The 23,173-nt window shown below is 67.0% G+C and carries 24 protein-coding genes and 2 tRNA genes; 13 read left to right on the forward strand and 13 right to left on the reverse strand.

All coding sequences use genetic code 11. From position 1 onward, the window contains the following. Positions 1 to 27 precede the first annotated feature (27 nt). Complete coding sequence (locus IP92_RS09435; protein ID WP_145874829.1) at positions 28 to 738, forward strand: AAA family ATPase; 711 nt, start codon at positions 28 to 30, stop codon at positions 736 to 738. Between the two features lie 11 nt (positions 739 to 749). On the opposite strand, the gene IP92_RS09440 is transcribed toward IP92_RS09435, so the two are convergent. Next, a complete protein-coding gene (locus IP92_RS09440; protein WP_145874297.1) occupies positions 750 to 2,072 on the reverse strand; it encodes a phenylacetate--CoA ligase family protein in 1,323 nt (440 codons plus the stop codon). A gap of 219 nt (positions 2,073 to 2,291) precedes the next feature. On the opposite strand from IP92_RS09440, the gene IP92_RS09445 reads away from it, so the two are divergent. Beyond that, on the forward strand, positions 2,292 to 2,669 hold the full coding sequence (locus IP92_RS09445; RefSeq protein ID WP_145874298.1) for a DUF3052 family protein: 378 nt from the start codon (positions 2,292 to 2,294) through the stop codon (positions 2,667 to 2,669). A 96-nt stretch (positions 2,670 to 2,765) separates the two neighbouring features. Here IP92_RS09445 and queG read toward each other — a convergent pair whose 3' ends face one another. Further along, a complete protein-coding gene (gene queG / locus IP92_RS09450) occupies positions 2,766 to 3,854 on the reverse strand; it encodes a tRNA epoxyqueuosine(34) reductase QueG (protein ID WP_145874299.1) in 1,089 nt (362 codons plus the stop codon). Positions 3,855 to 3,903: 49 nt separating this feature from the next. Between queG and tsaE the strand changes: the two genes are divergently transcribed. The 4 genes from tsaE (at position 3,904) to IP92_RS09470 (ending at position 7,136) form a co-directional block, all read left to right on the forward strand. After that, positions 3,904 to 4,380 (forward strand): tRNA (adenosine(37)-N6)-threonylcarbamoyltransferase complex ATPase subunit type 1 TsaE, encoded by a 477-nt coding sequence (tsaE, locus tag IP92_RS09455; RefSeq protein ID WP_371860897.1) that lies wholly within the window; start codon positions 3,904 to 3,906, stop codon positions 4,378 to 4,380. Then, positions 4,344 to 5,786: an N-acetylmuramoyl-L-alanine amidase gene (locus IP92_RS09460; protein WP_145874300.1), complete on the forward strand. Its 1,443-nt coding sequence runs from the start codon at positions 4,344 to 4,346 to the stop codon at positions 5,784 to 5,786. The genes tsaE and IP92_RS09460 overlap by 37 nt, the downstream gene beginning before the upstream one ends. A 13-nt stretch (positions 5,787 to 5,799) precedes the next feature. Beyond that, the gene (locus IP92_RS09465; protein ID WP_145874301.1) at positions 5,800 to 6,594 is read left to right on the forward strand and encodes a D-hexose-6-phosphate mutarotase; all 795 of its coding nucleotides are present in this window, start codon (positions 5,800 to 5,802) and stop codon (positions 6,592 to 6,594) included. A gap of 92 nt (positions 6,595 to 6,686) precedes the next feature. Further along, positions 6,687 to 7,136, forward strand: coding sequence for a CopD family copper resistance protein (locus IP92_RS09470; protein WP_145874302.1), 450 nt, complete (start codon positions 6,687 to 6,689; stop codon positions 7,134 to 7,136). A 199-nt stretch (positions 7,137 to 7,335) separates the two neighbouring features. On the opposite strand, the gene IP92_RS09475 is transcribed toward IP92_RS09470, so the two are convergent. Together IP92_RS09475 and IP92_RS09480 are read right to left on the reverse strand one after the other, a co-directional pair. Beyond that, complete coding sequence (locus tag IP92_RS09475; RefSeq protein ID WP_145874303.1) at positions 7,336 to 8,358, reverse strand: carbonic anhydrase; 1,023 nt, start codon at positions 8,356 to 8,358, stop codon at positions 7,336 to 7,338. 96 nt (positions 8,359 to 8,454) lie between these two features. Next, positions 8,455 to 9,099: a VTT domain-containing protein gene (locus IP92_RS09480; RefSeq protein WP_145874304.1), complete on the reverse strand. Its 645-nt coding sequence runs from the start codon at positions 9,097 to 9,099 to the stop codon at positions 8,455 to 8,457. Between the two features lie 138 nt (positions 9,100 to 9,237). Between IP92_RS09480 and IP92_RS09485 the strand changes: the two genes are divergently transcribed. From IP92_RS09485 to IP92_RS09505, 5 genes are all read left to right on the forward strand, one after another. Continuing rightward, positions 9,238 to 10,167, forward strand: a complete 930-nt coding sequence (locus tag IP92_RS09485; protein ID WP_145874305.1) for a peptidylprolyl isomerase — start codon at positions 9,238 to 9,240, stop codon at positions 10,165 to 10,167. A 129-nt stretch (positions 10,168 to 10,296) separates the two neighbouring features. Then, on the forward strand, positions 10,297 to 12,201 hold the full coding sequence (mutL, locus tag IP92_RS09490; RefSeq protein WP_145874306.1) for a DNA mismatch repair endonuclease MutL: 1,905 nt from the start codon (positions 10,297 to 10,299) through the stop codon (positions 12,199 to 12,201). Between the two features lie 5 nt (positions 12,202 to 12,206). After that, positions 12,207 to 13,145, forward strand: coding sequence for a tRNA (adenosine(37)-N6)-dimethylallyltransferase MiaA (miaA, locus tag IP92_RS09495; protein WP_145874307.1), 939 nt, complete (start codon positions 12,207 to 12,209; stop codon positions 13,143 to 13,145). An 87-nt stretch (positions 13,146 to 13,232) separates the two neighbouring features. Then, a tRNA-Met gene (locus IP92_RS09500) sits at positions 13,233 to 13,309 on the forward strand. A gap of 83 nt (positions 13,310 to 13,392) precedes the next feature. After that, positions 13,393 to 13,469: transfer RNA gene (locus tag IP92_RS09505), tRNA-Met, on the forward strand. Here the strand turns inward: IP92_RS09505 and IP92_RS09510 are convergent. Continuing rightward, positions 13,448 to 14,224, reverse strand: coding sequence for a hypothetical protein (locus IP92_RS09510; protein ID WP_145874308.1), 777 nt, complete (start codon positions 14,222 to 14,224; stop codon positions 13,448 to 13,450). The genes IP92_RS09505 and IP92_RS09510 overlap by 22 nt on opposite strands. A gap of 154 nt (positions 14,225 to 14,378) precedes the next feature. On the opposite strand from IP92_RS09510, the gene IP92_RS09515 reads away from it, so the two are divergent. After that, positions 14,379 to 14,990, forward strand: coding sequence for a hypothetical protein (locus IP92_RS09515; RefSeq protein WP_145874309.1), 612 nt, complete (start codon positions 14,379 to 14,381; stop codon positions 14,988 to 14,990). A 5-nt stretch (positions 14,991 to 14,995) separates the two neighbouring features. Here the strand turns inward: IP92_RS09515 and IP92_RS09520 are convergent, their stop codons facing one another. Further along, a complete protein-coding gene (locus tag IP92_RS09520; RefSeq protein ID WP_145874310.1) occupies positions 14,996 to 15,733 on the reverse strand; it encodes a hypothetical protein in 738 nt (245 codons plus the stop codon). A 52-nt stretch (positions 15,734 to 15,785) separates the two neighbouring features. After that, on the reverse strand, positions 15,786 to 16,568 hold the full coding sequence (locus IP92_RS09525; protein WP_145874311.1) for a hypothetical protein: 783 nt from the start codon (positions 16,566 to 16,568) through the stop codon (positions 15,786 to 15,788). A 151-nt stretch (positions 16,569 to 16,719) separates the two neighbouring features. Between IP92_RS09525 and IP92_RS09530 the strand changes: the two genes are divergently transcribed. Beyond that, on the forward strand, positions 16,720 to 16,989 hold the full coding sequence (locus IP92_RS09530; protein WP_145874312.1) for a hypothetical protein: 270 nt from the start codon (positions 16,720 to 16,722) through the stop codon (positions 16,987 to 16,989). A gap of 9 nt (positions 16,990 to 16,998) precedes the next feature. On the opposite strand, the gene IP92_RS09535 is transcribed toward IP92_RS09530, so the two are convergent. The 6 genes from IP92_RS09535 to IP92_RS09560 all read right to left on the reverse strand — a co-directional run bounded on the left by IP92_RS09535 (position 16,999) and on the right by IP92_RS09560 (position 23,062). Continuing rightward, positions 16,999 to 18,879, reverse strand: a complete 1,881-nt coding sequence (locus tag IP92_RS09535; RefSeq protein WP_145874313.1) for a S8 family serine peptidase — start codon at positions 18,877 to 18,879, stop codon at positions 16,999 to 17,001. A 96-nt stretch (positions 18,880 to 18,975) separates the two neighbouring features. Continuing rightward, positions 18,976 to 19,122, reverse strand: coding sequence for a XapX domain-containing protein (locus IP92_RS09540; RefSeq protein ID WP_145874314.1), 147 nt, complete (start codon positions 19,120 to 19,122; stop codon positions 18,976 to 18,978). Then, positions 19,119 to 19,376, reverse strand: a complete 258-nt coding sequence (locus IP92_RS09545) for a DUF1427 family protein (RefSeq protein WP_229418707.1) — start codon at positions 19,374 to 19,376, stop codon at positions 19,119 to 19,121. Before IP92_RS09545 ends, IP92_RS09540 begins: the two co-directional genes overlap by 4 nt. Then, positions 19,376 to 21,217: an amidohydrolase gene (locus IP92_RS09550; protein ID WP_145874315.1), complete on the reverse strand. Its 1,842-nt coding sequence runs from the start codon at positions 21,215 to 21,217 to the stop codon at positions 19,376 to 19,378. The genes IP92_RS09545 and IP92_RS09550 overlap by 1 nt, the downstream gene beginning before the upstream one ends. Before the next feature lie 101 nt (positions 21,218 to 21,318). Further along, positions 21,319 to 22,590, reverse strand: a complete 1,272-nt coding sequence (locus IP92_RS09555; protein ID WP_145874316.1) for an MFS transporter — start codon at positions 22,588 to 22,590, stop codon at positions 21,319 to 21,321. A 142-nt stretch (positions 22,591 to 22,732) separates the two neighbouring features. After that, a complete protein-coding gene (locus IP92_RS09560) occupies positions 22,733 to 23,062 on the reverse strand; it encodes a thioredoxin family protein (protein ID WP_145874317.1) in 330 nt (109 codons plus the stop codon). Positions 23,063 to 23,173: the final 111 nt, after the last annotated feature.

The raw sequence follows: 23,173 nt of genomic DNA on the forward strand, positions 1-23,173 counted from the left end.
GCGCTGTCGACGAAATTCGCGCTCAGCATGACGCTGCGGCGCGATACCGTGCCGGACTTCGACAGCTATCCCTTTTCCCTGCCGGCCGTGCGCCACCTTGACGTGCTGACGTTCCACCCGGCCGTCACGTTCATCGTCGGCGAAAACGGCAGCGGCAAATCCACGCTGCTGGAAGCGATCGCCGTCGCGCTGGGCTACAACGCTGAAGGCGGCAGCCGCAATCTCAATTTCCACACGCGCGCCTCGCACTCGCCACTGCACGAGTATCTGACGATCAGCCGGGGCTACCGCAGGCCGCGTGACGGTTACTTCCTGCGCGCCGAGAGTTTCTACAACGTCGCTTCGGAGCTGGAGCACATCGGGGACGATTTCAAGTTCTACGGCGGCCGCACCCCGCACGAGCAGTCGCATGGGGAATCGTTCATGGCGCTGCTGAAGCACCGCTTTGGCGGCAACGGGCTGTACGTGCTCGACGAGCCGGAAGCGGCACTGTCGCCGCAGCGCCAGCTGGCCGCGCTGAAGCGCATCCACGAGCTCGTGCAGGCGGGCTCGCAATTCATCATCGCCACCCACTCGCCGATCCTGATGGCGTACCCGGACGCCCGCATCTACGCCTGCCTGCCGGACGGCCTGCGCCGCACCGACTACGAGGACACCGAGCATTACCAGGTGATGCACGACTTCCTGCGCGATCCGCAGCGCATGCTGGACACGCTGCTCGCCGACGACGAAGCGTAACGCCAAGGCCGTCAGCACTGGGGCGTCAGCAGCTCGCGCGCGGCCGTGTCGATGAGCTTGCGCTTGCCGTTCGGGGCCAGCGGGATGTCCGGCACCTCTTCCAGCATCACGTCGAACAGGCCCACCAGGCGGCGCTGCTGTTCGTTCAGCAGATGGGCCTTCTGCTCCGCCGTCAACGAGCCGTGCTTGCCGACGACGGCAAGCCGGAGCGCGCCCGGCTCGGACTGGCGGATCTGGTACAGGCGCACGAACGCCCACGAACCTGGGTCCGGCATCACGGACAGGCCGGGAACGCGGTTGCCGTGCCGGTCGATCAGGAACTCCTGCGCGCGCCCATCGATCGCATGGCAGATGCCGTGCTCGTCGACGTGGCCGAAATCGTCGGTGCGATAGCGGATCAGCGGCATCACGTCGTTCCACAGCGAGGTGCCGACGATCTCGGCGCGGCCGTCCGGCTGCACCAGGTTTTCCGTCTCGCCATACATCGGATCGAAGCGGTAGGGCGACAGTTCGCCCAGCTCGTAGCGGGCAAACGCGAGATTGACGCGTTCGGATTGGCCATAGCTGATCGACACGGGGCAATGGAACAGCCGTGCGATGGCCGCCAGTTGCGGCCGCGCGGCGGGTTCGGAAACGAGGAACACGGCCCGCACGGGAAAGGTCAGGTCGCCGGACGCCAGCAGGTCCGCCAACGCCGCCGCGCCGCTCGGGTAGGCATGCACGAAGCGCGGCCGCACCCGGTTCAACGCGGCGACGATCGCTTCCCTGTGCCGCAGCGCGATGTGGTAAGGGGACAACAGCAGCATATTCCCGAAGCGCCGGCACGGCGGTTCGTGGGCGGGCCGCCGCGCATCGGCACCGATGCGCAGATAGGTGCTGCGGTGGAACGAGAAGCCGAACTGCCCCCATTCGCTCAGCAGGAAGCCCTTCTCGATGTCCGCCAGGCGCTTGCTGCGCCACAGGCCGATGCCTTCGCCGGTGGAGCCCCCCGTCGTTACATAGTTCAGCAGGCGGGGATCGAGGCGCTCGTGCAGGAAGTCGCGATGGTGCGCCATCACATCGGCCTTGGTCAGGTAGGGGAACGCGCGCAACAGTGCGAACGGCGGTTCGTTGGCGAGCTCCGTCGGCTTCAACCGCACGGTTGCCCGGTAGTACGGCACGTGTGTGCAGGCGATGCGCAGGATGCGCCGCAGGCAGGCCTCGCGGCAGGCACGTGCGGCCGCCCCATCGTCCCGCGGCAGGCGCCGCACGGCGAAATGATGGCGGTGATACAACAGCCCGGACGGAATGTACTGTCGGTACAGATAGTACCAATGCTTGAACCTGTCGATCATGCCCATCGCGCTCCTCCCGTTCTTGCAGTCAACACAGAGAGCCAGCCCACTGGGAAAATGGTAGAGCCGAGGCAGATCCGACACTTTGCGCGTGCTCGCCATCGTCACGCGGGAAGGCAGCCGAGCATGCCGACGGTGGCGCCGCCGCCACTGCTGCGCGTGGACTGTGGCGGCCTATAATCGGCACAAGGACCATCCATCAAGCTCCCCGCCCCGCCGATGACCAAGACCATTGCCGACAAACTGCATCTGAAGAACGCCACTTCGTTTGCCGTACTGAACGCCGACGCGCGCCATGCCCACCTGCTGGACCAGTTGCCCGCCGCCAAGCGGGTAGCGGCCGGCCCCGCCGACCTGGTGCTGCTGTTCGCCGACACGTTCGCGCAATTCGAAGCGCAACTGCCGGCGGCCAAGGCGGCGTTGGCGCCGGGCGGCGCGCTGTGGGTCGCCTACGTGAAGGGCACGTCGAAGCTGCGCACGGACGCGGGGTTACACCGCGACACGCTGCGAGCACATGCCGAGACGGCCGGCTTGACGAGCGTGGCAATGATTGCGCTCGATGACGATTGGTCGGCGTTGCGGTTCAAGGCTGGGTGAGGTGCGGGCGGTTACGGCCTCGGTCCTGTCGGAGGCGTTTCGCAGGCGCGGAGCATGCTTCGCGAATTCCCTGCCACACCATCAAGGTGGACGGGCTCAGCCGTGTTGAGCCAGCGCCCAGGCGACGTGTTCGCGCACCAGTTCGGATGGGTGGGCCTGGCGGGCTTGAAGGGCGGCGACGATGGCGCTGTCGCCCCGCGCGCCTGCGGCGGCGGCGTTGCCCAGACCGACGGCCAGGTTGCGCAGCCAGCGCTCATGGCCGATGCGGCGGATCGGGCTGCCTTCCATCTTGCGGTTGAAGTCGTCCTCGCTCCAGGCGAACAACTCGACCATGCCGGCCGTGCCGAGGCCGTGGCGCTCGTCGAAGTCGGGCAGCGTCGCGCGCTGGGCGAACTTGTTCCATGGGCAGACGGTCTGGCAATCGTCGCAGCCGTACACGCGGTTGCCGATCAGCGGCCGCAGCTCCAGCGGGATTGCGCCCTTCAGCTCGATCGTAAGGTAGGAGATGCAGCGGCGCGCGTCGAGCCGGCCGGGGCCGAGGATCGCGCTGGTCGGGCACACGTCGATGCAGGCGCTGCACTGGCCGCAATGGGACGTCGTCGGCGCATCGACCGGCAGCGGCAGGTCGACGAGGATCTCGCCCATGAAGAACAGCGAGCCGGCATCGCGGTTGATCAGCAAGGTGTGCTTGCCGCGCCAGCCGAGGCCGGACTTTTCCGCCAGCGGCAGTTCCATCACGGGCGCCGAATCGGTGAACACGCGGTAGCCGAATTCGCCCACCTCCGCGCGGATGCGATCGGCCAGCTGCTGCAGCCGCGCGCGCAGCACCTTGTGGTAGTCGCGGCCGCGCGCGTAGACGGAGATCACGGCCGCCTGCGGATCGTCCAGCCGGGCGCGCTCGCGTTCGCGCCAACCTTCGTCATGCGACACGGGCAAATAGTTCATCCGCGCCGTGATCACGCGCACGGTGCCCGGCACCAGTTCGGCGGGACGCGCGCGCTTCATGCCGTGGCTTGCCATATAGTCCATCTCGCCGTGCATACCGGCGTCCAGCCAGGCCTGCAGGCCCGCCTCGGCAGCGGCCAGGTCGATGTCGGCGATGCGCACCTCGGCAAAGCCGAGCTCACGGCCCCACGCCTTGATGGCGCCGGCCAGCGTGGACAGGACTTCGGGAGACAGGGACATCGGACGGTACAATGGCGGCAGCAATCCATCATTTTATGCGATACGACCCATGAAAGCCCACTTGCGCGACGAGAGCCATACGGCCGCTCTCGGCGTCTCGCTGGCCCGCGCGCTGCAGCCGGGCCTCTCGATCCACCTGCACGGCGACCTCGGCGCCGGCAAGACGGCGCTCACCCGTGCGCTGCTGCACGCGGCCGGCCACGCGGGCCATGTGAAGAGCCCGACCTACACGCTGTCCGAGCCGTATCGCGTGTCCTTGGGTGGCGAGGACGTCAACATCATCCACTACGACCTGTACCGGATGGGCAGCCCGGAGGAATTCCTCGACGCGGGCTTTCGCGAAGACTTCGACGGCCACAACATCTGCATCGTCGAATGGCCGGAAAAAGCGGCAGGCGTGCTGCCGGCACCGGATTTGCGCGTGATTCTCTCGGTCGCCGGCACAGGGCGTGATGTAGAATTGCAGGCGTTCTCCGCATTAGGTACGTCATGCCTGCAACGCCTCCATTTCCCGCCGATCCTCTGAGCGCGCCGCGCCAGGGAAAGAACCGGCGTACGTTCCTGAAGGCCGGCGGCACGCTGCTGCTGTCCGTCCTCGCACCCGCACTTGTGCCGCTTCCCGCGCGCGCCGCGCAAATCCTCGCCGTGCGCGTCTGGCCCGCCGAGGATTACACCCGCGTCACGCTGGAAAACGACAGCGACCTGAAAGCGTCGCACTTCATCATCAAGGACCCGGAACGCCTCGTTGTCGACATCGAAGGGCTCGACCTGAATCCGACGTTGAAGACGCTCGTCGCGAAGATCCAGTCCAACGACCCATACATCAAGCAGGTGCGCGTCGGCCAGAACCGCCCGAACGTCGTGCGCCTCGTGTTCGACCTGAAGGCGGAGATCCGGCCGCAGGTATTCACGCTCGAACCCGTGGGCGGCTACAAGCACCGGCTGATCTTCGACTTGTATCCCGTCAACGAGGTGGACCCGATCGCGGCGATGATCGAGAAGGGCGAATGGTCCAGCGACGGCAAGCCGGTGGGCCAGCCGCCCGTCGCCGAGCAGCACCCTGCCCCGGGCCTGCCGCTGCCGGACAACAAGCTGCCCGCGCCCGGCGTGCCGTCCGAGGCGGTGCCGCGTCCGGACATCGCCGCGAAACCGGACAAGCCCGAGCCACCCAAGGCCGTGGCCAGGGAAGACAAGACGCCCGAGCCCAAGGGCGACAAGCTGGTGCGCATGCTGACGATCGCGCTCGATCCGGGCCATGGCGGCGAGGACCCCGGCGCGCTCGGCTCGAAGGGCAGCCGCGAGAAGGACATCGTGCTGGCCATCGCCAAGCGCCTGAAGACGAAGATCGAGCAGCATCCGAACATGCGCGTGATGCTGACGCGCGATGCCGACTACTTCGTGCCGCTGAACATCCGCGTGGAGAAGGCGCGCAAGGTCGATGCGGACCTGTTCGTATCGATTCACGCCGACGCGTTCGTGTCGCCGACGGCACGGGGATCGTCCGTGTTCGTGCTGTCCGAGAAAGGCGCCAGCTCGTCGGCCGCGCGCTGGCTCGCGAACAAGGAAAACCAGGCCGACCTGATCGGCGGCGCCAACACGAAGGGCCACGACCCGCAGCTGGCCAGCGTGCTGTTCGACCTGTCGACGACGGCGCAGATCAACGACAGCCTGAAGGTCGGCAAGGCCGTGCTGCAGCAGATCGGCGGCATCAACAAGCTGCACAACGGCGCCGTCGAACGGGCCGGCTTCGCCGTGCTGAAGGCACCGGACATCCCGTCCATCCTGATCGAGACGGCGTTCATCTCGAACCCGGACGAGGAGGCGCGCCTGCTCGACAACGGCTACCAGGACCAGATCGCGGACGCCATCGTGAAGGGCATCCGCGCGTATTTCGCCAAGAACCCGCCGCTCGCCAAGAACCGGCTGACATAAAGGAAAACAACGCATGCACATGGAGACGTTCGGCCAGCTGCCGGCCGTGAGGATCACCGCGCCCGACGGCGCCACCGCATCGATCGCGCTGTACGGCGCCCACCTGGCATCGTGGAAGACGGCGGACGGGCGCGAGCGGCTGTTCATGAGCGAGGCGTCGCCGCGCGACGGCAGCGCCGCCATCCGCGGCGGCGTGCCGGTGATCTTCCCCCAGTTCTCCACGCGCGGCACGGGCCAGCGCCACGGCATCGCGCGGCTGTCGCACTGGCGCCTGGCCGACCATGGCGGCGACGCGACCAGCGCGTGGGCCGAGTTCGCGCTGACGCAGGACGACGTGCTGCCCGCGCTGGCACAAGCCTGGCCGCATGCGTTCGCGCTGACCTTGCGCTTCACGCTGCGGCCGGACGCGCTGGAGATGCGCTTCACCGTCGACAACACGGGCGACACCGCGTTCGACTTCGCGTGCGCGCTGCACACGTACTTCCTCGTCGACGACTTCGGCCGCACGGTGCTCGACGGCCTGCCCGGCGCGTCGCCGCTGCACTTCGGCCCGCCGCTGGACAACATCTACCCTGCCCCGGCCGCGCTGACGCTGCATCCCGGCAGCGGCACGCTGGCGCTGCACCAGCAAGGCTACTCGGAATTCGTCGTATGGAATCCGGGCGCCGAGGCGGCGGCGAAGCTGACCGACCTGAAAGACGACGAGTGGCCCCATTTCGTGTGCATCGAACCGGCCCGCGTCGACAAGCAGCCGCTGGCCGCGGGTGCCATGTGGACGGGCGTGCACACGATCACCGCCGCGCCCTGACGGGCCCCGTCGCAATCGCTTGATATGGGTCATTGAGCCGACGGCGCCCGCCGGGCGATGCTGGCGCTGACACCAATCACGAAAGCAAAGCGATGGAAGCGCTCAGCTACCCGGTCCTCGTGGCCATCCACCTGTTCGCCGCGCTGATGTTCGCCGGCACCGTCTTCTTTGAAGTGCTGATCCTGCATCCGGCGCACAAGGAGGTGCCGCCGGACGCGATGCGCGCCGTCGAACGCGCGATCGGCCTGCGCGCGCAGCGCATCATGCCGTTCGTGCTCGTCGCGCTGTTCGGCGCCGGCATCGGCCTGGCCTACTACCATCGCGCAGCGCTGGCCCAGCCGGCCGGCAGCCCATTTGCGCTGCTGTTGTGGACGAAGATCGCGCTGGCGGCGAGCGTATTCGGCCACTTCCTGACATCGCAATACTGGCGCCTGCGCGGCCGCTTCACGGCGCGGCGCTCGCGCCTGCTGCACCTGTCGGTGTTCTGTCACGTCGTGCTGATCGTGCTGATCGCGAAAAGCATGTTCCACGTGCGGTTCTGACGCACAAAAAAAGGGCGCATCGCTGCGCCCTAACTTTCCCCCACTTGGAAACCTTTACTGCCGAGTTCGTGTCCACTTTTCTCCTTCTGGGGTCAGACCCCGACAGGACACGGACTCAGCACTGCAACTGTCGAGGCCGTGTCCGGTGTCCGGGTCTGACCCCAGCAGGACACGGGCTCAGCCAATCAACCCTGCTCCACTATTGCGACTCCTTGATCATCCGACCCGAGCTGGCCTGTACCGGCCGGGCGTTCAGCGGGTACAGCCGCGAGAACAGCGCCAGCTGCTCGGGCGACGCCTGCAGCGGTTCCTTCATCACCAGCCACAGTACGCCTTCCGTGCACGGCGGTTCCGACAGCGAGCCCATGTACGTGTAGTAGTCGCGCCGCTCCGGCAGCAGGTCGTTCGGGTCGAACACGATCGACGGCGTGAACGTGTCCTTCTTTTCCAGCGGCAGGTTGTTCCAGACGGTCTGCACGGCCGGCTGCGGGCGGCCCCGTTGCAGCATCAGCGCGAGGATCGCGGTGTGGCCCTCGACGTCCTTGTGCACCAGGTGGATGCCCATTTCGTAGCTCTTGCCGTTGACGCGCTCCTCGGCGGGGCGGTGGAAGTGCAGCTGCTGCAGCTCGTAGGTGCGGCCTGCCACGGACAGGTAATTGCCGCCGCCCAGCTGCACCTGCACGGTGTGGCCGTTGTCGGTGACGGAGAAGCCGGAAGGACGGTAGTCGAACGCGATCTGCTCCAGTTCGACCTTGATGCCGTCGCGGATGTCGATCGGCGACTGGCGGGTGCCGCCGTTGCACTTGTTCCAGGCGGCGTTGATCTTGCTCCAGTTGGCGGGGCCGAACTCGCCTTCATAGGTCCAGAACGTGCCGTTGGCCGGCGGTGGCGGCAGCGAGGCGATGTAGGCGGCCTTCGCGGCCTTGGCCTGGGCTTCCTTCCTTGCCTTGGCGGCAGCGGCCATACGGGCGGCCTGGTTGGCCTTCATCTCGGCGAGGCGGGCGGCGATCTTGGCGGACAGCTCCGCCTCGGCCTGCTCTTCCTGCTCACGGGCACTGAGTTTCCTGGAAGGCTTGGCGCTCTTCGCCTTCGCATCGCCGATGCCCATCGCATCCTCGCGCGCGGGCGACGAAGGACGAACGCCGGCGATCGACGGGGCGTCGCTCGCACCAGCCTGGCCGAGGGCCAGCCAGCATACGGTAATGACGATCAGCTTGCGCATGTTAATCGAGACAGAGACAGAGGACAAAATCGATGACTTGTCCCGATTAACGGATGCCGTACGGAAAAACTTGAGGGCTTTTTTTCCTGTGAGGAATCAGCGGCCGAACATGCGCCGGCTCATCTTCCACAGCCCGCCCAGCGCGACGGGCACGACGGCGACGGCCACGCCGAACAGCACGATCGTCGTCAGGTGGTCGCGCACGATGGGGATGTTGCCGAAGAAGTAACCGGCCACGCACAGCGACACGACCCAGGCCAGCGCGCCGGTGACGTTATAGAACTGGAAGCGCCCGAACGTCATGTCCGACACGCCGGCCACGAACGGTGCGAACGTGCGCACCACCGGCACGAAGCGGGCCAGGATGATCGTCTTGCCGCCATGGCGTTCGAAGAAGTCGTGGGTGCGGCGCAGCGCGTCCTTGTTGATCCAGCGGTAGTCGTGCGTGAACACGCGCTGCCCGATCGCTTCGCCGATCCAGTAATTGGTCGTGTTGCCCAGGACCGCCGCCGTCACGAGCAGGAAGATCAGCAGGCCCAGGTGCATCTGGCCCGTGGCGCACAGGGCGCCGGCAATGAACAGCAGGGTATCGCCGGGGAAGAAGAACAGCACCACGAGGCCCGTCTCGGCGAAGATGATGAAGAACAGGATCGCGTAGACCAGCGTGCCGTACTGGGCGATCAGCGTGTCCAGCGCCTTGTCGACGTGGAGCAGCATGTCCAGCAGTTGAACGAATTCCATAAATGTCCCAAAAGGTTGCGGCGGGAATCATACACCAGGACGTATGCCGCGCCGACTTATTCCGGCAACACAGTTTCCAATTCGTCCATGTTGCAGTTTACAATCGTTCCACCACTCTGCCAACCGACGAGGAGACCGATGAAGCGCTGGACTTCGCTGTGCCTGTTCCTGCCATTCGTGCCGTTCGTGCCATTGTTGCCTGCCCTGGCCGCGGAGCTGCCGCCGAAACCGTCGGTCGCCGACGTCATCAAGGCTTCCAGGCCGGCCGAATGGCGCGCGCTGGACCCGGCCAGCACGCTGTACCTGGAGCTGCCGGCCGGGCGCGTCGTCATCGAGCTCGCGCCCGCGTACGCACCGGCGCACGTGGCCAACATCCGCGCGCTGGTGCGCGAAGGGTATTTCGACGGCCTGGCTATCCTGCGCGCGCAGGACAACTTCGTCGTGCAGTGGGGCGACCCGGACGAGCAGACGCCGCGCGCCGTGAAGACGGCCAAGCCCAAGTTGCCCGCCGAATTCACGATCCCTCTGAAGAGCGACAAGGACTTCGTGCCCCTGCCCGATCGCGACGGCTATGCGCCGCAGGTCGGCCACTCGAACGGCTTCCCGGCCGCGCGCGATCCCAGGACGGGGCGCGCCTGGCTGACGCACTGCTACGGCATGGTCGGCGTGGCGCGCGACGTCGATGCCGGCAGCGGCAATGGCGGCGCGCTGTATGCCGTGATCGGCCAGGCGCCGCGCCAGCTCGATCGCAACATCACCGTCGTCGGCCGCGTCGTGGACGGCATGCCGCTGCTGTCGACGATGCCGCGCGGCGCCGGCGCCATGGGCTTTTACGACAAGCCCGAACAGATGGTGCCGATCCGCACCGTGAAGCTGGCCGCCGACGTGCCGGAAGACCAGCGCGCGCACCTCGAAGTGATGCGCACCGACTCGGCCAGCTTCAAGGCGGTGGCCGAGGCGCAGCGCAACCGCGGCGGGCCGTGGACGAAGGTCGCCGCCGGACATGTCGACCTGTGCAACGTACCGATTCCCGTGCGCCAGCAGGGTTCGCAGCCTCCCAATAGCTGAGCCTGTGTCCGCCGTGGCATGCCACGGCTGCCAGGCACCAGTGACACCGGCTCGTCCACAGAACACCTGCGGGACGAAAGCCATCCAGGCCGCGGCCGGCCTGGCCACTCCGTTATAATGTCGGCCACCATGAACGCGCCGAATCCTCCCCGCCCGATCCGGGCTCTGCCCGATCAGCTCATCTCCCAGATCGCCGCCGGCGAGGTCGTCGAGCGGCCCTCGGCCGTCGTCAAGGAATTGCTGGAGAACGCGCTGGACGCGGGCGCCACGCAGGTCACGATCCGGCTCGAGGAAGGCGGCGTCAAGCGCATTTGCATCACCGACAACGGCCGCGGCATCCCGCCGGACCAGATGCCGCTGGCGCTGGCACGCCACGCCACGTCGAAGATCGCATCGCTGGACGACCTGGAGAACGTGAACACGCTGGGCTTTCGCGGCGAGGCACTCGCGTCGATCGCCTCGGTCGCCGTCGTCACGCTGACGTCGCGCACGGCCGACGCGGCCCATGCGTGGGAACTGGAAGGCTCGCACCTGGGCACGGTGGTGCCGTCGTCCGGGGCGCCGGGCACCACTGTCAATGCGCAGGACCTGTACTACAACACGCCGGCCCGCCGCAAATTCCTGAAGTCCGAGCAGACCGAATTCGGCCACTGCGCCGAGGTCGTGCGCCGCATCGCGCTGGCGCGGCCGGACGTGACGTTCACGCTGACGCACAACGGCCGCACGGTCGATCACTGGATGGCCAGCGACATGGCCAAGCGCAGCGCGCAGATCCTCGGCGAGTCGTTCGCGGAAGCGCGCCTGGCGATCGACGAAGGGTCCGGCGTGCTGCGCCTCTCCGGCTATGCCGGCCTGCCGACCGCATCGAAGGCGCGCGCCGATTGCCAGTACTTCTACGTCAACGGCCGCTTCGTGCGCGACAAGCTGCTGGTGCACGCCGTGCGCGCGGCCTACGAGGACGTGCTGCATGGCGACCGCTTCCCGTCTTATGTGCTGGCGCTGGAGCTGGACCCGGCGCTGGTGGACGTGAACGTGCACCCGTCGAAGATCGAAGTACGCTTCCGCGACAGCCGCGCCGTGCACCAGTTCGTATTCCACGCGGTGCAGCGCGCGCTGGCGCAGACATCGGCCACCGCGCACGGCAGCGTGCCTTCGCCGCTGCCCGCCGCCGACACGCTGGGCGGCGGCCCGACCTGGAGGCCGCAGCAGCAGGCGTCGTTCGGCTCGATCCTGAACCCGTCGTACACGCCGACGTTCTCGCCCTCCCCGTTCGGGGCACGCGACGGCGGCGGCGTCGCGCAGGACACCGCGCGCTACGGCGCCCTGTTCCAGGACGGCGAGCCCCGTGCGGCCGACAGCGCGGCCCAAGGGACGGCGCCGTTCGCGATGCCGCAGCCGACCACGTACACCGCGTCGCCCGCCGCGCTGGCGCACGAGGAATTCCCGCTCGGCTTCGCGCTGGCCCAGCTGCACGGCATCTACATCCTGGCGCAGAACAGCAAGGGCCTGGTGCTGGTGGACATGCACGCCGCGCACGAGCGCATCCTGTACGAACAGCTGAAGAACGCGCTCGATGCGCAGATCGCCGGCACCGACATGCAGGTGCAGTCGCTGCTGATTCCCGTGACGTTCTACGCCGACCCGGTCGAAGTGGGCACCGTGCAGGAGCATGGCGATACCTTGCACACGCTGGGCTTCGACATCGCCGTGCTGTCGCCGACGACGCTGGCGGTGCGCGCCGTGCCGGCCCTGCTGAAGAACGCCGACGCGCAGACGCTGGCGCGCGACGTGCTGCGCGACGTGCGCGAATTCGGCGGCTCGCGCGTGCTGATCGAGCGCCGCAACGAACTGCTCGGCACCCTCGCCTGCCACACGGCCGTGCGCGCGAACCGCATCCTGACGCAGCCCGAGATGAACGCGCTGCTGCGCCAGATGGAAAGCACGGAGCGCGCGGACCAGTGCAACCACGGCCGCCCGACGTGGGTGCAGGTCGAGATCGGCGCGCTGGACAAGCTCTTCCTGCGAGGCCAGTAATCCCGATGAAGCGTACCACCCAGCGCCCGCTCGCGGTCGCGATCATGGGCCCGACCGCGTCGGGCAAGACAGCCGCCGCGCTGGCGATCGCCGAGCGCATCCCCAGCGAGATCATCTCCGTCGATTCCGCCCTCGTCTACCGCGGCATGGACATCGGCACGGCCAAGCCCACGCGCGCCGAGCGTGCCGCCGTGCCCCATCACCTGATCGACATCCTCGACCCGCTCGACGCGTATTCGGTGGCGCAGTTCCGTACCGATACGCTGCGGCTCGTCGACGAGATCGTCGCGCGCGGCAAGCTGCCGTTGCTGGTCGGCGGCACGATGCTGTACTTCAAAGGCCTGGTGGACGGCCTGGACGACCTGCCCGGCGCCGATCCCGCGCTGCGCCAGGAGCTGGAAGACGAAGCGGCGCAAGTGGGCTGGCCGGCGCTGCATGCGCGGCTGGCCACGCTCGATCCGGAAACGGCCGCGCGCCTGAAGCCGAACGACGCGCAGCGTATCCAGCGCGCGCTGGAAATCATCCGGCTGTCCGGCAAGCCGATGTCCGCGCTGCTCGCGCAGCGGGAACCGGAACCGCTGCCGTTCGAACTGATGTCGTTCGCGCTCGAACCCAACGATCGCGCCGTGCTGCACGAGCGGATCGCGCGGCGCTTCGACATCATGCTGGAAGACGATGCGCTGATCGACGAAGTGGCAACGCTGCGCCGGCGCGGCGACCTGCATCCGGGGCTTGCGTCGATGCGCTGCGTCGGTTACCGGCAGGCGTGGGAATACCTGGACGGCTACATCGATTACAAGACGATGCGCGAGACCGGCATCATCGCCACGCGCCAGCTCGCCAAGCGCCAGCTGACGTGGCTGCGCGCGATGCCGGAGCGGATCGTCATCGATTGCCTGGCGCCGGACGCGACCGCGCAAATCCTTGCCCGGCTGCCCGCTTGATGTATATTGATGGATTGACCAGAGCCGGCAAAAAACCGCGGCGTCCTTGACACCGCACATGCCAGGCGGCATAATGCTTGCCGTTGCGGTGATATAGCTCAGTTGGTTAGAGCATAGCATTCATAATGCTAGGGTCGGTGGTTCAAGTCCACCTATCACCACCACAGAATTCCCCAATGGCCTGACCGGCGACGGATCAGGTCATTTTGTTTCAAGGCCGATCCACGGATCAGCCAGCACAGTTTGCGGTGATATAGCTCAGTTGGTTAGAGCATAGCATTCATAATGCTAGGGTCGGTGGTTCAAGTCCACCTATCACCACCAGTACCGGAAAAGCCGCCCGTCGCGAGATGGGCGGCTTTTTTCATATCCGGGCCGACCGCATCGACCGTGCTGGACTTCGACCCGGGCAACGCCGTCTCGGCGCAGCGGACCATGTTCTCCCCGATCCGCATCAGGTTGCTCTGCCGGGTCGCAATGAGTGACTCGCCCACGCCGCGTTGGGCCGCGTAGCTGCCATGCAGAGCGGCATATACGGGGAGTCCCTTGCGGTGATCGAATCTGGCGCTGCCGCCGTAACCAGCCGCCAGTGCCGTTGCCCAGAACACGTAGGCCGAGCCGACCTTGTTGCGCTGCGCGTAGGCCATCAGCTGCGCAGCCCGCCGCTCTACGGGCCCGGTTTTCGTGCTTCGCATCACCAACTCGAAGACGAGGCTACGGGCCATCCAATTGCCCTGAGCCGCGGCCGTGAAAACCCCGCGACGCAGCACTTCATCCTCTCGTGCAGCTTCAGCGTCTTGGGCAAAACGAATCACCGCGTCCATCATCGGTACAGGGCCCAGCTCGGCCGGAAGCCGGCACCGGAATTGCTCGACCGCCTCCTCCGGATTCTCCGGAAGCTCGCCGTTCAAGCCGTCGAAGAATGCCTCGATCGCCCGCTGGTCGACTTCATCCGGTAGCGGTCCGAGCCAAGACAGGCTGGCCAGTTCTTCCGGCGACAACTGGTCCGCCGGCACAGCTTGTGCTGCCTGGCCGAAGATGGCGAGTGCAATAGCGGCTGCGAGCATCGATTTCTGCATAGAGTTCTCCCGTCGAAGATGTGCCAGCACGGCACGAGGTCTGTCATTGTTGCCGGTCCATGGGCGCTAGCTATTGGTTCTTGTCAATGGACACGACCGGTGGCGCTCGGCGCGCCGTTGCGCTAGGCTGACGAAATAGCGAAAGGAGACCGCAATGACGCAAGCGCAAGCGGCAACCGAAACCTGGGAAGAACTGTACGAATCGTTCTTCGACCATGGCGAGCGGCTGACCGACGAGATCGATCGCCTCGCGGCGGACGTGAAGGATGCCAAGACGCTGAACCGGTCGAACGCGCGCATGTTCCAGCAGATGACGGAACTGGCGGAGCGGTTCGCGCAGCGCAGCACGGAACTGGCCGAGCGGCTCGACGCCGCTAAGGACGTTGCCGACAGCGCCGGACGCAACGCCGCCGCGAGCCTGACGGCGCAGGCGGAACAAGCCAGTGGCCGGCTCGTGGATCGCCTCGGCACCGCCGCCGGGGAGGTCGATGGCATCATCGGTGACCTGCGCAGCGCCGCCGCGTTCACGCGGGCGTGGGCCATCGTCTGCGCCGTCGTCGCCGTGTGCGGCGTGGCAATCGGTGCTTGGGGTACGTACCGGCTGCTGCACAACCCCACGACGGAACAGGACCAGTACTTGCGCACGCAGGGCGTGCTGCTGGGCCGGATGATGGAGAACGCGTCGAAGAAGGAACTGGCGATGCTCAATACGCTGCGCCAGCGCGAAGAAGCGCGGTTGCGCAAGGACGCGGCCCCCACGCAATAGCCCGCTTACATCGACAGCTCGGGCCCGTCCCGTTCGCGCGTCTGTTTCCGCTCGGGCTCGCGTTCCGTCAAACGTTCCGGCGCCCGCTCCGGACTGCGCCCCAGCGTCAGTTCCAGCAGATGGTCCAGGCCGTGGAACCGCACCTCGTGCAGCACGGCGCCGGCCACATACACGTACACGAAGCCCTCGAAGCGTTTCAGTTCGCTGGCGGTGCAGCCGCCCGCGATCCCGTACAGCAGCTCCAGGTAAGCCTTGAAGCGCCGCGCGCTGCCGCCCGCCGTGCGGCTGCCGAGGAAGCGCCGGATGAACCGCTCGGACGGCTCCTCGGTCTGCGCCGGCGCCGGATAGGCCTCGTCCAGCAGTGGACAGACCTTGCCCGCATACGGCGTCACGACGATGTCCTCCACCGTCTGCATGCCGAAGCCCGGCACGTTGCGCTCCGCGTGCGAACCCCATGCGAGGTAGTGGATGTCGCGCGCCAGCGCGGCGCTTTGCCGGCATGTGCCCAGCGCGCGGCACAGCCGGTGGCGCAGCGGCTTGTCGTCTTCGGTGGCGATCGCCGCTGCGGCCGCCTTGAACTCGATCAGCGCGAAGCGCGCGTTGGCCGCGAGCAGGTAGTCCGCCAAGGCCCGGTCCTGGCCGCCGAGCGCCGTGCCGGCCAGCGTGCCGCCTTGCCGCCGGCTGAACTGTGCGTGCAGCGCCGTGTGGAAGCGCAGGATCAGGTCTGTTTCGAGCTGGCGCATGGCGATATGTGGTGAACGGGCAATGCGGCAGTATAGCCGCCCCGGACAACCGCTACTGGCGCAGCGCCACCGCCTCCCCATACAGCGCCCGATACGCCGGCAACGCACCGGCCGCGCAGTCCAGCATGCGCCGCCCGATCGCGGCCTGGCGCGGATCGCCGGCGCGCACCAGTTCACGTCCAACCTTGAACTGCGACGGATAGTGATGATGCATCGCGGCGTAGATGTCGAGGCGGCTCAGGCGGCCGCCGCCCCGCTCGTCGCGGTACTTGGATGCGGCCAGCACGTCGCCCACCGCCGCGTACAGCGCGCCGATCCGCTCTTCCTGCATCCACTCCATCAGCTTCAGCGTGCGGTAGGCGCTGGCATCGTCGGGGGCCGGGCGTTCGCTGAGCAGCAGGTAGACCTGCACCTTCGCCAGCCAGTTGCCGCGCTGCGCCGCGCGATGCAGGTTACGCAGCAGTACAGGATCGGTGCGGCTATCCGGCAACGCGCGCAGGTACGCGTCAACGGCTTCCAGCATCGGCACCGGCCCGACTTCCGCGGGCCGCTTGCAGACGAACGCGTCGGTGTCCTGCTCCGCCGGCACGTCGCGCATCATGCGCGTCAACACGCCGTCCAGCCGGCGCGCCAGCATCTCTTCGGAAAAGCTCGCCGGCAACGCGCCGATCCACGCGAACGCGTCGTCCCGATGCGCGGCGATCTTGACCAGGCGCGGCCCGCTGTCCGACTCCAGGTGCCGCGCCTGCGCCGTCTCGCGCCGCTGGTGGCCGGCCGCATAGACCAGGGCGCCGCCCGCGAACAACAGCAGCACCAACGCTCCCTTGCCTCTCATGATCGCCTCCGTGATGTCGCAAGTTCGACTGTATTGGCGGGCGTGCTGTCGCAAGTTGCGCAATCGCAATGGCTTGCGGCAACTGTTGCGCGCGCTCATCAGTCCGCCGCCGCGGCACGGCAGACTGTGGTTTTCAACGGAGGAGCGAACGATGAGCGATCTGATGCAACCCGTATGCCGCCTGATCGGCGAGCACCGTGAAGACATCCTGCGCAAGATGGATGGCAAGGCCGGCCAGTGGACCGTCGCCGCGCTGCAAAACGAGCAGGCGATCGACACACTGGCCGGCATCTGTTACGAGCTGCTGCCCGGCCTCGTGCGGCTGGCCGTCAAGGAACCGGCGTTCCGCACGTTCGTCAGGAACAACCGCGAACGGATCGTCGCGCAGCTCATGCCGCCGCAGCAGGCGGCCGGCGGGTGAAAATCCCGCTCAGGCGACCGGCGTGTATTCGATGCCGGCGCCGATCACGCCGATCAGTGCCGCCTTGTTTTCGGCACTTTCGGAAAAACCGATCAGGAGCCCCGCCGCGTCGATCGTGTGGGTTTCCAGAAGGTTCATCCAGTGCGCCTGTCCGCCGGCGTCCGGTGCGCGGTGCAGCACGTTCTGGTACATGCCGTTCACCAGCGCCGCATTGGTCGGCTGCGCACCATAGCGCTGCGCGAACTCGGGCGAATGCAGAAAGCCGTTCGCCACTCCTTCCAGGTTGAGGCCGCGATCCATCGATTCGATCCAGGCGCCCAGGCCCGGCAGGTCGGGCACGCGGTTGAAGGCGGCCTGGTACAGGCGATACACCTGCCCCGCGGTGCCGTCGATGTCCAGCGCGACATGGCTGTCCGCGAACGTCAGGCGCTCGACGTTCGCCAGCAAGTCGCTGCCGTCCGCCCCCGTGTCGTCCGTGACGATCCAGCCGTTGCCGTTGCGCGTGATCGTGTAGTCGCCATGCTTGCCCGCGTACGCGACGCTGTCGACGCCGGCGCCGCCGTCGAAACTGTCGTTCACCTCCGTGGAGCGGAAGCGGTCGGCAGCGGCGGAACCGGTGAGCGGCGCCGCCGTCGCCCCGGTCGCCGCGTTCGCACCGATGCTGGCGCCGGCAATGATCTTGTCGATGATCTCGGTGGCCGTCGCGTTCGGGTTCTGCTGGAACAGCAACGCGGCAAGGCCCGACACGTAAGGCGTCGCGTACGACGTGCCGCCGTCGTCATGGCTGCTGTAGCCGCCATCGCTGTTGGGGAGGTAGCCGCTGGACCCGGCCATCACCCACGGGAACGGCGCGGTGCCGGGCTGGTTGGACGAGGTGAAGGGGCTGCCCGAGATCAGGTCGTAATTCCCGACCAGGAGCATTTCACCGGTTGCCGCCCCCGTCAGGCCGTGGCCCAACGGGCCGTACGCAAGGTCGTTGCCGCCCGAATTGACGAGTACGACGTTGTGCTCGAACGCGTAATGCACCGCCTCCGCGAACCCGGGATCGGCCTTCGCGCGGTCGTTCCCCATCGAGAGCGAGATGACTTTCGCGCCTTGGTCGACCGCGTAACGAATACCTTGGACGATGGCGCTCGTCGGGCCGCCTGCCGTCGAGCCGACGCGGATGTTGAGCAGCGTCGCGTCCGGCGCCACGCCCATCGTGTCGGGTCCGCCGTGTGCCGCATGGCTGCCCACCAGCGCGCCGGCGATGGACAACCCGTGATCTTCGTACCTGCCGTCCGCCGGAGTCGGATCGGTATCGCCGTCATAGAAGTCGTAGCCGCCGACGATGCGGCCACTGATTTCGGTGTGTTGCGCGATGCCGCTGTCGATCACGGCGATCTTGACACCCTTGCCCGTGTACCCCGCCGCCCACGCGGACGGCGCCCCGACGAGATTCAGCGCGAGGTTGTTCGTCTGCCCGCTCATCGGCAGCGCCGGCGCCGTGTCGGCGATGCCCAGCGAGGCCGCGTAGTTGACCATGCCGTAGCCTTGTGCCGTGGACCAGTCGCCGTCCGGCGTCCTGATCACCCGCTCCGTGTGGTCTTCGAACGTAAGTTCGTTCGCGGCGGACACGGTGATCTCCCCCGCATACGACGCCATGAACTTCGTGACGACCGTGCCGTCCGCCTTGCGCAGTTCCCATGCATGGGCGCTATTGGTTCCCTGCCGCTGCGTTTCACCTGGGTCCACGTCGCCGTAGTCCTTGGTGTTGCCGCTGCTGTCGATCCAGAACAGCTTCAGCGTGCCCGCCGTGTGGTTGGTGATTTCGATGTTGACCGGCGTGCCAGCGGTACTGACCGACTTGATCGTGGAGGTGGAGGGTTCGAAGTGGAGGGTATGCAGCATGATGGCGGCTCGTTATTGTTGAGCCGCAATCTTATTGTTTCAGAAATTAGTAGTCAAACATTCATTGCTTGCTTCCAATATGCAATGAAGTGCCGGTCATCCCGCGAGCACGTAGCCCGCAGTCATCGCCACCACCAGCAGCGCGCCGATCGGCGTTGGCGGCGCCGGCGATGGAATATCGCAGGCACGGCAGATCGCGCCGATCACGAGCCCCAGCACCGCGCCCGCCACGAGCGCGCTCATCGACCACCTCCGGCCTGCTTCGAGTCGGGCACGATCGCGTGGCCGCCGCAATGGCGCTTGTTGCGCGCCGCGCGGCGGGCCACGTAGCGGTCGACGAGCCAGTAGCCGCTGCTCATCATGAACACCAGCAGCGCGCCGGACAGCACCGGTGGCGATGCGGCCGGGATGCCGAACTTGCGGCACGCGTAGCCCACAGCGAACGATAGCACGAGGCCCGCAACGATCTTCAGCCAGTTCATCGTCGGAACGCTCATCAGAATGCAAAACAGCTGCAGCCGAACGCGCCCCAGAAGCCGGCGTAGTCCGACACGGGCACCGTGGACTTGCGCGCCACATCATGCGCATGCTTGTGCACCGCGCAGGCACCGGCGCACTGGTGCGGCAGCATCGCCGCGGCTTTCGGTGCCGCGGCGCGATAGTGGCCCGGCACTTTCGCCACGGGCGACCATTCGGGCAGCACGGGCAATGGCGGCGGGCCGAGCTTGTCGAACTCCGCCTGGCCAAAGACGATCTTGCCGCCGACGACCGTCAGCACCGATTCGATCGCCTTGATCGCCTCTTCGTCCACGCTGAAGAAGTCGGCCGACAGCACGGCCAGGTCGGCCAGCATGCCTTCCTGGATGCGGCCTTTCTTGCCCTGCTCGTTCGAGAACCATGCGCTGCCCGCCGTCCACAATTCGATCGCCGTGTGCCGATCCAGTTTGGCGCCGGCGTCATACAGGCGCAGCCCGCCGACGGTGCGGCCGGACACGAGCCAGTACAGCGCCGTCCACGGGTTGTAGCTGGCCACGCGGGTCGCGTCGGTGCCGGCACCGACCGGCACGCCGCTCTCCAGCATCCGCTTGATCGGCGGCGTGTGCGCCGCCGCGGCCGCACCGTAGCGTTCGACGAAGTACTCGCCCTGGAACGCCATCCGGTGCTGGATCGCGATGCCGCCACCCAGCGCCTTCACGCGCTCGATGTTCCGTGGGCTGATCGTTTCCGCATGGTCGAACAGCCAGTGCAGGCCGTCGAACGGGATCTCGCGGTTGACCTTCTCGAACACGTCAAGCATGCGCGAGATCGATTCGTCATAGGTTGCATGCAGCCGGAACGGCCAGCGGTGCTGCACCAGGTGGCGCACCACCTGTTCCAGCTGTGCCTCCATCTCGGGCGGCAGGTCCGGGCGCGGCTCGAGAAAATCTTCGAAGTCCGCCGCCGAGAACACCAGCATCTCGCCGGCGCCGTTGTGGCGATACCAGTCGGTGCCGTCGCCAGGCTTGACGATCTCCGTCCACTGCTGGAAGTCGCGCAGCTCGCTGCCCTTGTTCTGCGTGAACAGGTTGTAGGCAATGCGGATCGTCAGCTGGTCTTCTTCCGCCAGGCGATGCACCACCTGGTAGTCCTCCGGGTAGTTCTGGAAGCCGCCGCCCGCGTCGATCGCGCTCGTCAGGCCCAGGCGGTTCAGTTCGCGCATGAAGTGGCGCGTGCTGTTGACCTGCTGGTCCAGCGGCAGCTTCGGGCCCTTCGCCAAGGTCGCGTACAGGATCATCGCATTGGGCCGCGCGATCAGCATGCCGGTCGGGTTGCCGTGCGCATCGCGCTGGATCTCGCCGCCGGGCGGCGCCGGCGTGTCCTTGTCGTAGCCGACGGCGCGCAACGCGGCCCGGTTCAGCAGCGCGCGATCGTACAGGTGCAGCACGAACACGGGCGTATCCGGTGCGGCGGCATTGATCTCGTCCAGCGTCGGCATGCGCCGCTCGGCGAACTGGAACTCGGTCCAACCCCCGACGACGCGGACCCATTGCGGGCTGGGCGTGCGCAGCGCCTGCTCCTTCAGCATGCGCAGCGCATCGGCCAGCGACGGCACGCCTTCCCAGCGCAGCTCGAGGTTGTAATTGAGGCCGCCGCGGATCAGGTGCAGGTGTGAGTCGTTCAGGCCGGGAACCACGGTGCGGCCGTTCAGGTCGATTACCTGGGCGTCCGGCGTGCGGTGGCGCATCACGTGGGCTTCATCGCCGACAGCAAGGAATTTGCCGTCGGCGATCGCGACGGCGGTGGCGGCGGGGTTCGATTTGTCGGCCGTGTGAAAGCGGCCGTTGATGAGGATCAGCATGGTCTTGGCGGGTAGGCGATGGATGGTTCCATCATACGCACCTGCCGCGCCCCGTCATCCCCAGGACGGGGCGCATGCCCTCTGCTGAAAGGGAGACCCGGTCAGCGCTTGGCCAGCACCAGCGCGGCAAGGCTCAGCAGCGCCGCCACCGACAGGTAGTAGCCGACGTACTGCAAACCATACGTCGTGGCCAGCTTCGTGGCCGCATACGGCGCCAGCGAAGCGCCGAGGATGCCGGCCAGGTTGAACGTCAGCGATGCGCCCGTGTAGCGCACGGCGGCCGGGAACAGCTCGGACAGGATCGTGCCCAACGGCCCATACGTCATGCCCATCAGCGCGAGGCCCAGGCACAGGAACAGCGTCACCTGCACGGCGCTGGACGAGCCGAAGAACGGCCCCAGCACGAGGCCGAACATGGCGATCGCCGCCGAGACCCAGATCAGCGTGCGGCGCCGGCCGTGGCGATCCGCCAGCACGGCCGCCACGGGAATCGTCAGGCCGAAGAACACGACGGCGATCAGCTGCAGCACGAGCATCTGCTGGCGCGAGAAGCCCAGCGCGGAAACGCCCCAGTTCAGCGCGAACACCGTCATCAGGTAGAACAGAACGAATGTGGCCATCGCCATCAGCGTGCCCAGCACCAGCATGCGCGTGTGCTCGGTCAGCACCGTCATCGCCGGCACCTTGACGCGCTCGCCCTTGTCGAGCACCTTCTGGAAGTCGGGCGTCTCGGTGATCTTCAGGCGCACGTACAGGCCGACCAGCACCAGCACGGCGCTGGCCAGGAACGGCACGCGCCAGCCCCACTGGAAGAACTGCTCGTCCGTCTGCAGTTCGGACAGCAGCAGGAAGATCCCGCCGCTGAGGAAAAAGCCGATCGGCGCGCCCAGCTGCGGGAACATGCCGTACCAGGCGCGTTTGCCGGGCGGTGCGTTCTCGGTGGCGAGCAGCACGGCGCCGCCCCACTCGCCGCCCAGGCCCAGGCCCTGGCCGAAGCGGCACAGCGCCAGCAGCAGCGGCGCGACGGCGCCGATCGACGCATAGGTGGGCAACAGGCCGATCAAGACGGTGGACAGGCCCATCGTCAACAGCGCCGCCACGAGCGTGGCCTTGCGGCCGATGCGGTCGCCGAAGTGGCCGAACACGGCCGAGCCGACGGGGCGCGCGAAGAACGCGATGGCGAACGTGGCCAGCGATTGCAAGGTGGCGGCGGTGGGATCGCCGGCCGGGAAGAACAGTTTGGGGAAGACGAGGACGGCCGCTGTCGCGTAGATGTAGAAGTCGAAGAACTCGATCGTCGTACCGATCAGGCTCGCGAACAGCACGGTGCCGGGCGAGTTGACTCGTCCGGCCCCTGGGTGAGGCTCATGCATGCATACTCCGGAAGTGGCGTTGAATGGATCATTACGAGCGCCTGAGAAAACCCTCAGGGCAAGGCGCATCGTCGCAGGCAGTACTTTAGTACGGCAAGGCGATGCAACGCCGCCATGGGGGTTTTATCGGGCGCTCGGCCGGTCAGCCGGGTGTGGCGACGATCTTGGCGAATGCGTCGCGGATCTCGCCTGCGTTGGCAGGACGCACCACGCGCGCCACTTCCTTCCCGTCTTGCAGGAAGATCATGGTCGGCCACAGTTTGACACGGAAGGACCGGCCCAGCAAGCGACCGGGCCCGTCCTCGACCTTGAAGTGCCGGATGTCCGGATGCTCCGCATACGCCTCGGCCAGCAGCGGCTGGGCGGCGCGGCAGTAGCCGCACCAGTTCGTGCCGAACTCCAGCAGCGCGGGGCCGCTCAAGGCATCGATGTCGGCGCGCGACGGCGCCGCTTCCTGGTAAGTGTGTTCCATCGTGCGCTCCATCGTGTGGTTCGTTGAGGGAACATTACCATGTGCGGGCCAGCGGCGTGCGCACAAACCCCAGCCAGATGCCAGGGTCAGACCCGACGGGTCTGACCCTAG

Origin of the sequence: Pseudoduganella flava, from assembly GCF_007830495.1 — a bacterium.
In the GTDB taxonomy this organism is placed as follows: Bacteria; Pseudomonadota; Gammaproteobacteria; order Burkholderiales; family Burkholderiaceae_D; genus Rugamonas; species Rugamonas flava.

Excerpts from the sequence above, each read along its gene's own strand:
- IP92_RS09435 (WP_145874829.1), top strand. The coding sequence starts at position 28 with ATGACGCTGCGGCGCGATACCGTGCCGGACTTCGACAGCTATCCCTTT.
- IP92_RS09440 (WP_145874297.1), bottom strand. The coding sequence starts at position 2,072 with ATGATCGACAGGTTCAAGCATTGGTACTATCTGTACCGACAGTACATT.
- IP92_RS09445 (WP_145874298.1), top strand. The coding sequence starts at position 2,292 with ATGACCAAGACCATTGCCGACAAACTGCATCTGAAGAACGCCACTTCG.
- queG (WP_145874299.1), bottom strand. The coding sequence starts at position 3,854 with ATGTCCCTGTCTCCCGAAGTCCTGTCCACGCTGGCCGGCGCCATCAAG.
- tsaE (WP_371860897.1), top strand. The coding sequence starts at position 3,904 with ATGAAAGCCCACTTGCGCGACGAGAGCCATACGGCCGCTCTCGGCGTC.
- IP92_RS09460 (WP_145874300.1), top strand. The coding sequence starts at position 4,344 with ATGCCTGCAACGCCTCCATTTCCCGCCGATCCTCTGAGCGCGCCGCGC.
- IP92_RS09465 (WP_145874301.1), top strand. The coding sequence starts at position 5,800 with ATGCACATGGAGACGTTCGGCCAGCTGCCGGCCGTGAGGATCACCGCG.
- IP92_RS09470 (WP_145874302.1), top strand. The coding sequence starts at position 6,687 with ATGGAAGCGCTCAGCTACCCGGTCCTCGTGGCCATCCACCTGTTCGCC.
- IP92_RS09475 (WP_145874303.1), bottom strand. The coding sequence starts at position 8,358 with ATGCGCAAGCTGATCGTCATTACCGTATGCTGGCTGGCCCTCGGCCAG.
- IP92_RS09480 (WP_145874304.1), bottom strand. The coding sequence starts at position 9,099 with ATGGAATTCGTTCAACTGCTGGACATGCTGCTCCACGTCGACAAGGCG.
- IP92_RS09485 (WP_145874305.1), top strand. The coding sequence starts at position 9,238 with ATGAAGCGCTGGACTTCGCTGTGCCTGTTCCTGCCATTCGTGCCGTTC.
- mutL (WP_145874306.1), top strand. The coding sequence starts at position 10,297 with ATGAACGCGCCGAATCCTCCCCGCCCGATCCGGGCTCTGCCCGATCAG.
- miaA (WP_145874307.1), top strand. The coding sequence starts at position 12,207 with ATGAAGCGTACCACCCAGCGCCCGCTCGCGGTCGCGATCATGGGCCCG.
- IP92_RS09510 (WP_145874308.1), bottom strand. The coding sequence starts at position 14,224 with ATGCAGAAATCGATGCTCGCAGCCGCTATTGCACTCGCCATCTTCGGC.
- IP92_RS09515 (WP_145874309.1), top strand. The coding sequence starts at position 14,379 with ATGACGCAAGCGCAAGCGGCAACCGAAACCTGGGAAGAACTGTACGAA.
- IP92_RS09520 (WP_145874310.1), bottom strand. The coding sequence starts at position 15,733 with ATGCGCCAGCTCGAAACAGACCTGATCCTGCGCTTCCACACGGCGCTG.
- IP92_RS09525 (WP_145874311.1), bottom strand. The coding sequence starts at position 16,568 with ATGAGAGGCAAGGGAGCGTTGGTGCTGCTGTTGTTCGCGGGCGGCGCC.
- IP92_RS09530 (WP_145874312.1), top strand. The coding sequence starts at position 16,720 with ATGAGCGATCTGATGCAACCCGTATGCCGCCTGATCGGCGAGCACCGT.
- IP92_RS09535 (WP_145874313.1), bottom strand. The coding sequence starts at position 18,879 with ATGCTGCATACCCTCCACTTCGAACCCTCCACCTCCACGATCAAGTCG.
- IP92_RS09540 (WP_145874314.1), bottom strand. The coding sequence starts at position 19,122 with ATGAGCGCGCTCGTGGCGGGCGCGGTGCTGGGGCTCGTGATCGGCGCG.
- IP92_RS09545 (WP_229418707.1), bottom strand. The coding sequence starts at position 19,376 with ATGAGCGTTCCGACGATGAACTGGCTGAAGATCGTTGCGGGCCTCGTG.
- IP92_RS09550 (WP_145874315.1), bottom strand. The coding sequence starts at position 21,217 with ATGCTGATCCTCATCAACGGCCGCTTTCACACGGCCGACAAATCGAAC.
- IP92_RS09555 (WP_145874316.1), bottom strand. The coding sequence starts at position 22,590 with ATGCATGAGCCTCACCCAGGGGCCGGACGAGTCAACTCGCCCGGCACC.
- IP92_RS09560 (WP_145874317.1), bottom strand. The coding sequence starts at position 23,062 with ATGGAACACACTTACCAGGAAGCGGCGCCGTCGCGCGCCGACATCGAT.